The following is a 14,045-nucleotide window of genomic DNA, read 5'->3' on the forward strand; positions in this document are numbered from 1 at the left end:
GGATTCTGGAGACAATTATGAGCAAAGATTTCGGTCAATTATTGGTAGAAGGCAAGAATGTCGTAAAAGACTTCCCAATAAGCAGTACCACCATTCAAACCCCAATGATGCGTGCGATTAACGACGTGTCATTCAAGATGTACAAAAGCCGTGGCCTAGCAGTGGTTGGTGAGTCTGGTTCAGGCAAATCAACAACCGCAAAAATGATCGCAAAAATGTACGCACCTTCAGGCGGCACGATCGAATACAAAGGTCGTGATATCCAAGAGATCTCAAGCAGAAAAGATCTTATGCACTACCGTGAAGGCGTGCAGATGGTATGGCAAGACCCGTTTGGTTCATTGAACCCAACGCACAATATCTTCCACCACATTGCTCGACCACTGTTGATCCACAAGAAAGTATCTCCGGGCAATAAGAAAGAGCTAGAAGAACGCGTTTACGATCTTTTAGAGCAAGTAGGTCTCATTCCGCCAAAAGAGACGGCGAAAAAGTACCCTCACCAACTGTCTGGTGGTCAGCGTCAACGTGTCAACCTAGCCCGCAACATCGCGGTAGGTGCCGAAGTTGTATTAGCCGATGAACCAACATCAATGCTTGATGTATCGATTCGTGCCGGTGTTTTGAACCTGATGGAAGAGATGAAGTTTGAGAAGCAAATGTCTCTGCTTTACATCACTCACGATATCGCAACTGCTCGTTATATCGCTGAAGATCTTTCAGTGATGTACGTAGGACACATGGTGGAATGGGGCGATACCGATGACGTAATTGCTAACCCTCAGCACCCATACACCCAATTGCTTGTTTCTGCTGTTCCAGATCCTAAGAAATCGATCCACGAACAACTTGCTGGCAATAAAGGGGAGATTCCTCTGTGGACTCCAGTATCAGCTGGTTGCCCTTTTGCTGGCCGTTGTACTCACGCAATGGACAAGTGTAAAGAGCAACTGCCGGGTGTGACCCAATTAGCCGATAACCACTTTGTTCGTTGTTACCTACACGAAAGCTAAACATTAAAACTGAGTTAGGGTCTGCGGGCCCTAACTATTTATATCCAAACTAATTCAGGTACCTAGCCAAAAGAAACTAGGACCTTTGGAGAATATTGATGCTGTTATTGACCAACCATATTGGCTACGAATCTTCGGCTCCCAAGCAAGCGATCTTACAAACAAAAAAGACTCGTTTATCGAGTACGTCTGCACTTTTGGTGTGTGCTGACAACCATATTACTGTGGGCAACTTTGATGTTGTAAAACAAGGCCGCGTAGCAAACTGGCATCAAGGGCAATTCTTCACTATTGATTTCAGTTCAGTCACTGAATCTGGTCGCTACTACCTACGTTTTGACAACCTGCGTTCAGAAGTATTTGAGATTGGTAGCAACCTATTAATGAACCACACGTTTTCTGATGTGCTTCATTACTTTAAGTCACAACGCTGTGGCGGTATTTTCGACAAAAAAGATCGACAAGCACAAATTCTAGGTACCGACCGATACGTCGATGTCCACGGTGGATGGTATGACGCATCAGGTGATGTCAGTAAATATTTTAGCCACCTGTCTTATGGTAACTACCTAAACCCACAACAAATTCCGATGGTCGTTTGGAACATGCTAAAAAGCGTACGCTTGACTAGCCATAACCCAGACTTCCCGAAATTCTCCATGACTCGTCTAACGGAAGAGGCTCTGTTCGGTGCCGACTTCTTAGTGCGTATGCAAGACGCTGACGGATACTTCTATATGACGGTATTCGACAAATGGAGCAAAGATATCAACCAACGCGATATCTGCGCTTATGCGACTCAAGAAGGTCATAAATCAACGGACTTACAAGCGGGCTACCGACAAGGTGCAGGTGTTGCTATCGCAGCATTAGCCGCAGCTTCTGAGCTTGAAATCTCTGGCAGATACTCGAGCCACACATACCTTGAAATGGCGGTTAAGGGTTACTGGCATCTAAAAGAGTACAACCTCCAGTATCTAAACGATGGTGAAGAGAACATCATCGATGAGTATTGCGCCCTACTCGCAGCCAATGAGCTGTATCGCGTAACACAAGACCAGCAATACCTATCAGAAGCAAGAACTTGGGCGACTCGTTTAATCTCTCGTCAGCAATCCGATGATTCATTTGAGCACTTCTGGTCGGCAAACTCTGATGGCTCTCGTCCATACTTTCACGCAGCTGAAGCCGGTCTTCCTGTGATTGCACTATGTGAATACATCGACAACGAAACCGATGCTGAATTAAAAGAACAGGCGCGCACAGTTGTTGAACAAGCTTGTCAGTTCGAAATCAACATCACCGACAAAGTCACCAACCCATTTGGCTATCCAAGACAATACGTTAAATCTGTCGATGGTGATAAACGTGATGCCTTCTTCGTCGCTCAACAGAACGAAACCGGTTACTGGTGGCAAGGCGAGAACGCACGCCTTGGCTCACTCGCAACCATGGCTTACCTAGTTCAACCGCACATTAAAGATAGCGAACTTCAAGAGCGCTTAATCCAGCTTTCACAAAATAGCCTTGATTGGATCTTGGGCCTCAACCCATACCACATGTGCATGCTCGATGGTCATGGCCATAACAACCCAGACTACCTACCTCAGCTTGGGTTCTTCAATGCGAAAGGCGGTATCTGTAATGGCATCACAGCTGGTTTTGAAGATGAACAAGACATTGCGTTCAATCCACCAGCACAAAAAGATGACATGCTTCAAAACTGGCGCTGGGGTGAGCAATGGATCCCTCATGGTGCGTGGTTCTTATTAGCAACCGCTGCACAGTTCAACTTCTTAGCTCAGCGTAAGGAGCAATAATAATGACTCTTTACTACGTCGGTATTGATGGTGGTGGTACTTCTTGTCGTGCTCGTATTCGTGACGCTCAAGGCAAACTGATTGGTGAAGCGAAAAGTGGCAGTGGCAACATCCTTTTGGGTGTTGATGTTGCGATGAGCTCAATTATTGATGCCATCACAAAAGCGGCACAACAAGGGCAACTCAACTCAGACCATTTTTCAAATATGCATGTTGGCCTAGCGCTGGCTGGCGCTGAGCAAAAATCAGCATGGTTCGACTTCATGGCTCAACCACACCCTTTCGCAAGCATGACACTAAATACCGACGCTTATGGCGCTTGCATTGGTGCTCACAATGGCCAAGACGGCGCAATCATGATCGGTGGTACGGGTTCTTGCGGTATCTTCCTAAAAGACGGTGAGCAATATGTGGTTGGCGGTCGTGAATTTCCGATTTCAGATCAAGGCGGCGGCGCAGTCATGGGCTTACGTTTGATTCAACAAGTCTTGCTTGCAGAAGACGGTATTCGCAACAAAACCCCGCTGACTCTACATGTGATGAATCACTTTAATAATGATGTGGATGCCATTGTCGAATGGTCAAAAGGTGCTATTCCAAAGGATTACGGTCAATTCTCACCAGTTATTTTTCAACTCGCTAACGAAGGTGACGAACTGGCTATCGATATGCTCAAGCAAACCGCGGCTGATATCGAAATGTTTGTCTTAGCACTGCATCGAAAAGGCGCTGACAAGGTGTGCTTAATGGGAAGTATCGCTGAGCGTATTCTCAACTGGCTATCACCACCAGTACAACAATGGATCGTTAAACCTCAATTCGACGCTATTGAAGGCGCATTGATGTTTGCCGGAAAACCACAACACAACTTGTATCAACAGGCTTAGCAGGGAAGTTATATGAATTATCGCATCGACTTAGCTGTTCTTTCTGAACAAAAAAATAACTGCCGATTTGGCCTTACGGTACATAACTTAAGTGACCTCGACGTAAAAGATTGGTCTCTGCACTTTGCATTTGATCGTTTCATCCTTCCAGAGAGTTTATCGCAAGGAGAGCTGACTCAAGTTGGCAGCTTTTGCTCATTCACACCAAGTTCGTCAGTGTTAAAGGCCAACAACCATTACTACCTTGAATTCAGTCTTCAAAGCGCACCATTCCGCTTCTATTCTGATGGCCTTAACGATGCCTTTATCCAGTCACATAATGATGGAGAAACATCGGTACTGCCTGTCGCGATATCACCCATAGTACTGGCTTCGCCATACCGTGAACGCAATCAAATACCTGAAGTTAACGCTGCTGAGATTGCATTGATTCCTCAGCCTAATCAGATCGAATTTCAGCAAGGTAACTTCGCGCTAAATAACGACTGCAGAATTGAGGTTCAATCTCATCTTGCTGATAAGGCAGTCTCTTGGTTCCAGCAAGAGTTGCTCTCGACCTTTGAGCTGTCTCTTTCGACCGCGCTTTCAGCTGAACTTTCAAAAGACGAAAGCGGCAACATTCTATTTCGCAGCAACCCGACGTTAGATGAAGCCGAATACAAACTGACCATCACTGCACAACAGATTATTGCTGAATCAGGCAGCCAGTCGGGCTTTACACACGCTGTGGCAAGCTTGATTCAACTAGTTCAACAACTGGACGCAGAGAACTTCTCTCTACCATGTTGCAAGATAGCCGACCAACCGCGCTTTAAGTACCGCGGCATGATGTTAGACTGCGCTCGTCACTTCCACTCAGTAGAGCAAGTGAAGCGTTTAATCAATCAACTGGCGCACTACAAGTTCAACGTATTTCATTGGCACCTAACTGACGATGAAGGTTGGAGAATTGAGATAAAGAGCCTGCCACAGCTAACAGAAATTGGCGCTTGGCGTGGCCCTGATCATGCACTAGAGCCGCAATATACCCACATTGCGGAAAACTACGGCGGCTTCTACACGCAACAACAAATTCGTGAAGTCATTGAATATGCAGAGCAACGCAGCATCACGGTGATCCCAGAGATCGATATTCCGGGACACTGCCGTGCCGCAATCAAATCACTGCCTGACATGTTGGTAGAGCAAGCTGACACTACTCAATACAAAAGCATTCAGCACTACAACGACAACGTCCTAAACCCAGGTTTACCAGGCACTTACCAATTTCTAGATGCAGTTATTGAAGAAGTCGCAGAGCTGTTCCCGAGCGAATTAATTCACATGGGTGCAGACGAAGTGCCACCGGGAGTGTGGAGCAACAGCCCTGCTGCTCAAGCGTTGATGAAAGAACACCAGTACCAAGACAGCAAAGACCTACAAGGTCACCTATTCCGCTATGCCGAAAACAAGCTTAAGCAACTCGGCAAACGCATGGTCGGCTGGGAAGAAGCACAGCACGGCGACAAAGTGAGTAAAGAGACCATCATCTACTCATGGCTCAGTGAAGAAGCGGCTGTCAATTGCGCTCGCCAAGGCTTTGATGTGGTGTTGCAACCTGCACAGTTTACCTATCTCGACATGACCCAAGATTATGCACCGGAAGAACCGGGCGTAGATTGGGCTGCCGTTATCCCATTAGAACAAGCTTATACCTACGAAGCACTTGCTGAGATATCCGACACCGACCCAATTCGTAAGCGGATCCGCGGAATTCAGTGTGCTCTATGGTGTGAGATCGTCACCAACCAAAAGCGTATGGATTACATGGTATTCCCAAGAATTAGCGCTTTAGCTGAAGGATGTTGGACACATAAAAACAACCGAAACTGGCTAGATTACCTATCTCGCCTAAAGGGGCATCTGCCATTACTCGACAAACTCAATGTTGATTATCGCAACCCTTGGAAAGCTCAATAAAACAAACCAAAGCGACACTCATATCGAGTGGTTGCTGACTCAAATTAAGGTGCTCAGTTAGATACGACTCAGCATCACTATTTAAAAATTAGCTGCATAGATGCAGTTTGTTAAAAAGGAAATGACAATGAAATACGGCTATTTCGATAACGACAATCGCGAATACGTCATCACTCGCCCTGATGTACCAGCACCTTGGACAAACTACCTAGGTACTGAAAAGTTTTGTACCGTGATTTCGCACAATGCGGGCGGTTACTCGTTCTATAATTCTCCGGAATACAACCGTGTTACTAAGTTCCGTCCAAACGGCACCTTTGACCGCCCAGGACACTATGTGTACCTGCGTGATGATGAGACGGGTGATTACTGGTCTATCTCTTGGCAACCAGTGGCAAAGAGCCTAGATGAAGCGAACTACGAAGTTCGTCACGGCCTGTCATACTCAAAATTCAAATGTGAATACAGCGGCATTACCGCAACCAAGACGCTATTCGTACCTAAGGGTGAAGATGCAGAAGTTTGGGACGTTGTATTAAAGAACAACACTGACAAGCCACGTACTATCAGCACTTTCTCATTTGTTGAGTTCTCTTTCAGCCATATTCAATCAGACAATCAAAACCATCAGATGTCTTTGTACTCTGCGGGCACGTCTTACCAAGAAGGTGTTCTGGAATACGACCTGTACTACAACACTAACGACTTTGAAGGCTTCTACTACCTAGCTTCAACTTTCTCACCAGACAGCTACGATGGCCAACGTGACAACTTCCTTGGTATGTACCGTGATGAAGCAAATCCAATTGCGGTTGAAAACGGTAAGTGTTCTAACAGCGCTCAAACTTGTTACAACCATTGTGGTTCTCTGCACAAGCAATTTACGATTCAACCCGGTGAAGAAGTTCGCTTTGCGTATGTACTCGGTATCGGTAAAGGCAACGGTGAACGCCTACGTGAGAAGTACCAAGACACAGCAAACGTAGACGCCGCTTTCCAAGGCATCAAAGATCACTGGGACGAGCGTTGCAACAAATTCCAAGTTAAGTCGCCAAACGAAGGCTTAGACACAATGATCAACACGTGGACGCTATACCAAGCGGAAACCTGTGTGGTTTGGTCACGCTTTGCATCATTCATCGAAGTTGGCGGTCGTACTGGTCTTGGTTACCGTGATACGGCTCAAGATGCTATTTCAGTACCCCATGCCAACCCACAAATGACCAAGAAACGTATTATCGACCTGCTTCGCGGCCAAGTGAAAGCGGGCTACGGTCTACACTTGTTCGATCCTGACTGGTTCGATCCAGAGAAAGCCGACGTTGAGCCATCAAAATCACCAACAGTTGTTCCAACACCGTCAGATGACGACAAGATCCACGGCATTGAAGACACATGTTCTGATGACCACCTATGGATCGTTCCGACCATTATCAAATACGTAATGGAAACCGGTGAGCACGACTTCTTCGATGAAGTGATTCCATACGCAGACGGTGGCGAGGCGACAGTTTATGAACACATGAAAGCGGCACTGAACTTCTCTGCTGAATACGTGGGTCAAACGGGTATCTGTAAAGGTCTTCGAGCTGACTGGAATGACTGTTTGAACCTAGGTGGTGGTGAATCTTCAATGGTTTCATTCCTACACTTCTGGGCGCTACAAGAATTCCTAGATCTTGCTAAGTTCCGTAATAACGATGCTGATGTTGCGAAATACACTGAAATGGCAGCTAACGTTCGCGAAGCGTGTGAAACGCACCTTTGGGATGACGAAGGCGGCTGGTACATCCGTGGTCTAACTAAAAATGGCGACAAGATCGGTACCGCTCAACAAGCTGAAGGTCGTGTACACCTTGAGTCAAACACGCTAGCCGTTCTATCTGGTGCTGTATCTCAAGAACGCGGTGAGAAAGCGATGGACGCTGTTGATGAGAACCTTTTCTCAGAATACGGCCTACACCTAAACTCTCCTTCATTTGCAACACCAAACGATGATATCGGTTTCGTAACTCGCGTTTACCAAGGCGTAAAAGAGAACGGCGCAATCTTCTCTCACCCTAACCCATGGGCCTGGGTAGCAGAAGCGAAACTAGGCCGTGGTGACCGTGCGATGAAATTCTATGACGCACTGAACCCATACAACCAAAACGACATGATTGAAACGCGTTACGCAGAACCATACTCGTACGTGCAGTTCATCATGGGTAAAGATCACCAAGACCACGGCCGTGCAAACCACCCTTGGTTAACCGGTACCTCTGGTTGGGCTTACTTCGCGGTAACCAACTTCATTCTTGGTGTTCGTACAGGCTTTGAAGGCTTAACGGTTGATCCTTGTATCCCGACTGATTGGCCAGAATTCGAGGTTACTCGTCAATGGCGTGGCGCAACTTACAACATCACAGTGCAAAACCCGAATGCAGTAAGCAAAGGCGTTGCCTCTATTACTATCAATGGTGAATCAGTTGAAGGCGCTATCCCAGTACAAGCAGAAGGCAGCGTGAACGATGTTGTCGTTGTTCTAGGCTAGTCACGCAATTTAACGAACAGCTCTTGTCTCAAGTCTTTACAGGCTTGAGACAATGAGACTAAAAGGATTTTCTAATGATTAAATTTGGTACAGGTGGCTGGCGCGCTTTCATTGGTGAGGAGTTCACTAGAGAAAACGTCCGTTTGGTAGCGCAAGCACTCGCTAACATCATCAACAACGAAGATGCAGCCAAGAATGGGTTTGTGATCGGCTATGACCGTCGTTTCCTTTCCGATAAAGCCGCATGTTGGTTTGCAGAAGTACTTGCGGCGAACAACATCAAAGTAAGCTTCATCGATAAGTTTGTTCCAACACCTATCGTGATGTTCCAAGCAAAAGAGATGGGATGCACCTACTCGGCGTGTATTACCGCCTCTCACAACCCAGCCGATTACAATGGCATCAAGGTATTCATTGAAGGTGGCCGTGATGCTGATGAGATCATCACAGAGAAGATCGAACAGCAAATCGCAACACTGACCAACGAAGATATTATTCGTGTCGATTTCGAGCAAGCATTAAACGACAAAGAAATCGAGATCATCAACCCGATGAACGACTTTGTTGATTCAATCATCAACTTCATCGATATCGATTCGATCAAGAAAGCGAATCTACGTGTACTGATTGACCCAATGTTTGGCGTTGCAAAAAATGCTCTGCAAACCGTGCTGATTAACGGTCGCTGTGATGTCGACGTCATCAACGATGGCAAAAACCCAGATTTTGGTGGCTTAATGCCGTCGCCAAATGCTGCAACGCTGTATCGCTTGAAGCACTTAGTTGCAGCAGAAGGCTATGACATTGGTATTGGTACTGATGGCGATGCTGACCGTTTGGGAATCATCGATGAGAAAGGTCACTTCATTCACCCTAACGAAGTGCTACTCCTACTTTACTACTACTTGCTGGAATACAAAGGCTGGAAGGGCTCTGTCGTTCGTAACATCGCAACCACACACCTACTGGATAAAGTGGCGGCAGATCATGGTGAGAAGAGCTTTGAGGTTCCTGTAGGCTTTAAGCATATCAGCTCACAAATGGAGGCCGATGACTCTCTGATTGGTGGCGAAAGTTCAGGTGGTTTAACCATTCGTGGTCACATCAAAGGTAAGGATGGCGTATTTGCTTCAAGCTTACTGGTTGAGATGATCAGTGTGACAGGCAAGAAGTTGTCTGAATTACTTGATGAGATTTACTCTAAATATGGCTATGCCTACACCGCAGAAGGCGATTATAAGTTTAAACCTTCAGAGAAAGAAGCGCTCTACACTAAGATCTACGTCGAGAAGCAACTGCCTGAATTTGAATACAAAATTGAAAGAGTCAGCTATGAAGATGGTGCCAAGGTGTACTTCAAGAATGGCGGCTGGGTGATTGCTCGTTTCTCAGGAACTGAGCCATTGCTACGAATCTTCGCTGAAATGGAAGATAAAGACACTGCAGAACATGTTCTTCAAAAAGTGAAAGACTTCCTCTCTCTATAGGCTTATAGAGCGCAGCAGTCTTGTATGGGACTTAACAAATCACTGCCTTGTTAACCCCTATAGATGAAGAACTTTTGCCCAGTACTTTCGATTAAAGTGCTGGGCTTTTTTATGGTTCATCACGAATTATCGGTACTATGAGTTGTACCTAATTAGAAAGCCAATACGCCTTTGGTATCCACTTTTACGTTGACCGGCATACCAACTTCAAGTGCTTCTGACGAGGTTGCTAATAACTTCTGACCATGCGCTTCGATTACATAACGACAGTGATCACCCATAAATTGCTGTTCTAGCACCGAAATAGCACTATCTTGCTCGTAACTTGCTTGGATATGCTGGGGCCTTAGCAGAAGCTCACATGTATTGCCGAACTCAATCTCCGTTTGCGGTTTGGCTTCAACCATACCCAAACTGGTTTCAAATTCATGCTCCGAAATACGCTGTGCATTGAGGTAGCTACCGCCACCCAAAAAGTCTGCAACAAACTTACTTGATGGATGGAAATACAACTCAGATGCCGAACCATACTGCTCAATCACACCATGGTTCATTACTGCCATTTTATCTGCAAATGCGAACGCTTCTTCACGGCTGTGAGTTACGAAGATAGCTGTAACACCCTGCTTCTTAAAAATCTTGCGAATCTGAGAAATCAGCTCATGACGAACCTGAGTATCGATGTTTGAGAATGGTTCATCTAACAGTAGCAAGTCTGGCTTGTACGCCAAAGAACGAGCAATAGCGACACGCTGTTGTTGACCACCTGAAAGCTGGTGTGGGTAGCGGTCACCGTACTCATCTAAGTGAACCAACTCCAGCATCTCTTGAACTTTGTCTTTCTTTTGCTGCTCAGAAAGGTCTTTCAAGCCAAAGCCGACATTCTGGTTTACCGTCAGGTGCGGAAACAGGGCGTAATCTTGGAAAATCATACCAATGTTACGCTGCTCTGGTGGCAACCAATTCTCGCCATCATCAATGGTTTGACAGTTCAAACTCATCACACCGCTACTCAATGGAAGTAAGCCCGCAATCGCCTTCAGTAAGGTCGTTTTACCGCAGCCACTCGCACCAAGAAGACAAACAATTTCACCATGCTCAACTTCTAACGAGAGCGCTTCCAAAATGGTTTGCGACTCATACTTACAAGTCAGATCTTTAATTGATAATGCACAACTCATTAGTTTTTCTGCTCCAAGGAACGGTTTACGATGATCAGAGGAATTAAACCCACCAACACCAATAATACAGCAGGCATCGCCGCCAATTCTAGGTGCTCATCTGAGGCATAGTTATAAACATAAGTCGCCAATGTCTCGAAGTTGAAAGGACGCAGCAGCAATGCCGCATTCAACTCTTTCATTGATTCGATAAACACCAGTAAGCCAGCGATCAATGCGCCACGTTTAATCAAAGGTAAATGAACACGACGTAACATCTGGTTGGTATTGCAGCCCATGGTTTTAGAAGCCATATCCAATGAAGGAGATACTTTACTCAAGCTACTTTCAATACTGCCAATCGCCACTGCAGAAAAACGCACCACCATTGCAAAGATAAGCGCAAACATGGAACCAGAGAAAATCAGCCCCGGACGTCCCCACTCCATCACTTTGGCAATATCATTGACTAAGTGATCCATGAACAACACAGGCACCATCACACCAATCGCCAACACAGTGCCTGGAACAGCATAGCCCATCGAAGCAATACGCATGTAAGCCTGATTTTTCTTACTCGGGCTGACACGTTGATTAAAGTTCACAATCATCGCGATAATCACGCCAATAATCGCAGCAGCTACCGAAACGTAAAGGCTGTTGATAGCATATTCTCTGAATTCAGGGGTCCAGCTTTGAGCAAAATATTTGTAGGCGTAAATAATGAGTTGGCCAAGAGGGAATAAGAACGCAACGCAAACTAGTCCCCAGCACCAGAATAGTGCCAGCCATTTTTTCCAACCAGAGAGGTTGTAACGAAAATCTTCGCGGCTGCTGAACTGGTTCTGGAATAGCTTCTGCTTACGGCGACTGTATCGCTCTGAGCTCAATAATAGGATCACGATAACCAGCATGATTGCCGATATTTTCGCAGCTGCCGTTAAGCTTGAGTAGCCTAGCCAAGCATCATAAACCGCAGTCGTTAAAGTATTTACCGCAAAGTAACTCACGGTACCAAAGTCACCGATGGTCTCCATAGCAACAAGCGATAAACCGACCGCCATTGATGGACGAACAAGTGGTAAGGAGATACGACGGAAGCTTTCCCAAGGCGAGCATTTTAGCAAACGAGCAGATTGTAATAAGGAGACGTTTTGCTCCATAAATGCCGCGCGGCACAGCAAATAAACATAAGGATAGAGAACGAGAGACAGAACAATAATAGCGCCGGATAAGGTTCTAATATCTGGGAACCAATACTCACTGGGTCCCCACCCAGTAAGATCTCGCAGTAGAACCTGAACAGGGCCGGCAAAGTCGAACCAATCGGTAAAGATATAGCCAACAATATAGCCTGGCATTGCTAATGGCAGGACGAGTGCCCACTGCAAAACACGCTCTCCCGGAATACGGCACATTGCCATAACCCAAGCCGACGGAATACCAAAAACTAAAGACAGGAACATGGTTCCTATGACTAAAACCACCGTATTGTAGGCATAGGTAGGCATCACTGTGGACATCAGATGAGAAAATAGCTCATCTGTTTCTCCAACAGCCGTCGTAAAAATCGCTAAGATCGGTAAGACCAGTAATACAGCAATAATGCCGCTACTGGTGTTCCATAAATAATTCTTTTCTTTCATCGCCTAACTACAACGAGGCTTAATGAAACACAAATGCATTTGCAAATACATCTCATATCCTTTTAATGGTGGGGTTATTTATACCCATATACTCTAATGACTTCAAGGTGAGATGCTAATAACTCAAGGGATCAACGGGGTGCTTTGTATCAAAAAGTGATTTTCCAATAACAAACAACCCCAAGTAGCCAAAATGGCGACTTGAGGTTGTCATTTTACTTAGGCCGAAGCCTACCGTAATAAATTATAGATCGAACTTAACTTCGTCTAATAGCTTGATTGCAGCCGCGTGGTGGTTTGCAATTTCGTCTAGAGAAATAGTATCCGCTTTGAACTCGCCCCATGAAGCAACAAGCTCAGAAGGTTTAACGTCTGCTTTCACTGGGTATTCGTAGTTCACTTCTGCGTACATGCTTTGTGCTGTGTCACCAGATAGGAATTCCATCAGCTTAACGGCATTCTCTTCATTTGGAGAGTATTTAGCCATTGCCATACCAGAGATGTTTACGTGAGTACCTGTAGTCTCTTGGTTAGGGAAGTTAATGTAAACAGAGTCAGCCCAAGCTTTTTGCTCTTTATCATTAACCATCTTACCTAGGTAGTAGCTGTTACCAAGAGCAACATCACATAGACCTTCTTTAATCGCTTTAACTTGCGCGCGGTCGTTACCTTGAGGCTTACGTGCTAGGTTTGCTTTTACGCCTTCTAGCCATTCTTTCGTTTCAGCTTCACCTTTGTGAGCAATCATCGAAGATACTAGAGAAACATTGTATGGGTGCTTACCACTACGAGTACAGATTTTGCCTTTAAATTCAGGCTTAGTTAGATCTTCGTAAGTGAACTCTTCACCTAGACGACCAACACGGTCACGTGAAGAATAAACGCTACGTGTACGAGTTGTTAGAGCGAACCACTCGTTATCTGTATCTTGGTATTGAGCTGGGATGTTCTTTTCAAGTACATCGCTCTCTACAGATTGAACTAGACCTTGTTTAGTTAATTCAGATAGACGGCTGATATCTACAGTTAAGACAACGTCAGCTGGGCTGTATTCACCCTCTTGAGCTAACTTCTCTGCTAAACCTTTTTTAGCAAACTTAACGTTTACTTTAATACCAGTCTCTTTTGTGAACTCTTTGAACATTGGCTCAACAAGGAAAGGTTGACGGTAAGAGTATACGTTTACTTCTTCCGCAGCCATTGCTATCGGGGCAATTACACCACACGCTAGAGCTGAAAGTGTTAGCAGTTTCTTCATTGTAAAATCCTTTATATCGAAATGATAATGTCTATCAGTTGCGTTATTATATTCATCATTAACATAATTACAATGACGACCAACAAAAAATCCGTCTACTCAGACCATTCAAACTCTCACTTTTGTAACAAACCATTTCAACTTTGTGTCTTGTCGTTCCCCTTAAACAATGAGCCTAACTTCAACGTTCGTGTTTATATATTGTGCAACCGTAAATACAACAAAGCCCCGCAACAAGAGTTGCGGGGCTTTCTTTGTCCAACCTAACCCATTCAGATTAGG

9 protein-coding genes are annotated in these 14,045 nt (G+C 45.4%); 6 read left to right on the forward strand and 3 right to left on the reverse strand.

Going from position 1 to position 14,045, the window contains the following annotated elements:
* The first annotated feature begins 17 nt into the window (after window positions 1-17).
* The 6 genes from AB4558_RS07050 (at window position 18) to AB4558_RS07075 (ending at window position 9,699) form a co-directional block, all read left to right on the forward strand.
* The gene (locus AB4558_RS07050) at window positions 18-1,013 is read left to right on the forward strand and encodes an ABC transporter ATP-binding protein (protein ID WP_017059411.1); all 996 of its coding nucleotides are present in this window, start codon (window positions 18-20) and stop codon (window positions 1,011-1,013) included.
* Window positions 1,014-1,111: 98 nt separating this feature from the next.
* Window positions 1,112-2,833: a glycoside hydrolase family 9 protein gene (locus AB4558_RS07055; RefSeq protein ID WP_372158421.1), complete on the forward strand. Its 1,722-nt coding sequence runs from the start codon at window positions 1,112-1,114 to the stop codon at window positions 2,831-2,833.
* A gap of 2 nt (window positions 2,834-2,835) precedes the next feature.
* Window positions 2,836-3,720: an N-acetylglucosamine kinase gene (locus AB4558_RS07060; RefSeq protein WP_017066804.1), complete on the forward strand. Its 885-nt coding sequence runs from the start codon at window positions 2,836-2,838 to the stop codon at window positions 3,718-3,720.
* Between the two features lie 12 nt (window positions 3,721-3,732).
* Window positions 3,733-5,679, forward strand: coding sequence for a beta-N-acetylhexosaminidase (locus AB4558_RS07065; protein ID WP_372158423.1), 1,947 nt, complete (start codon window positions 3,733-3,735; stop codon window positions 5,677-5,679).
* 127 nt (window positions 5,680-5,806) lie between these two features.
* Window positions 5,807-8,212 (forward strand): GH36-type glycosyl hydrolase domain-containing protein, encoded by a 2,406-nt coding sequence (locus AB4558_RS07070; protein ID WP_017066806.1) that lies wholly within the window; start codon window positions 5,807-5,809, stop codon window positions 8,210-8,212.
* Window positions 8,213-8,286: 74 nt separating this feature from the next.
* Window positions 8,287-9,699: a phosphoglucomutase/phosphomannomutase family protein gene (locus tag AB4558_RS07075; RefSeq protein ID WP_372158425.1), complete on the forward strand. Its 1,413-nt coding sequence runs from the start codon at window positions 8,287-8,289 to the stop codon at window positions 9,697-9,699.
* A 152-nt stretch (window positions 9,700-9,851) separates the two neighbouring features.
* Here AB4558_RS07075 and AB4558_RS07080 read toward each other — a convergent pair whose 3' ends face one another.
* The 3 genes from AB4558_RS07080 to AB4558_RS07090 all read right to left on the reverse strand — a co-directional run bounded on the left by AB4558_RS07080 (window position 9,852) and on the right by AB4558_RS07090 (window position 13,763).
* The gene (locus AB4558_RS07080; RefSeq protein ID WP_017059417.1) at window positions 9,852-10,880 is read right to left on the reverse strand and encodes an ABC transporter ATP-binding protein; all 1,029 of its coding nucleotides are present in this window, start codon (window positions 10,878-10,880) and stop codon (window positions 9,852-9,854) included.
* The gene (locus AB4558_RS07085; RefSeq protein ID WP_372158429.1) at window positions 10,880-12,505 is read right to left on the reverse strand and encodes an ABC transporter permease; all 1,626 of its coding nucleotides are present in this window, start codon (window positions 12,503-12,505) and stop codon (window positions 10,880-10,882) included. Before AB4558_RS07085 ends, AB4558_RS07080 begins: the two co-directional genes overlap by 1 nt.
* A 244-nt stretch (window positions 12,506-12,749) precedes the next feature.
* A complete protein-coding gene (locus AB4558_RS07090; RefSeq protein ID WP_372158432.1) occupies window positions 12,750-13,763 on the reverse strand; it encodes a Fe(3+) ABC transporter substrate-binding protein in 1,014 nt (337 codons plus the stop codon).
* Window positions 13,764-14,045: the final 282 nt, after the last annotated feature.

It is taken from the genome of Vibrio sp. 10N.222.51.C5, assembly GCF_041474575.1.
In the GTDB taxonomy this organism is placed as follows: Bacteria; Pseudomonadota; Gammaproteobacteria; order Enterobacterales; family Vibrionaceae; genus Vibrio; species Vibrio crassostreae_C.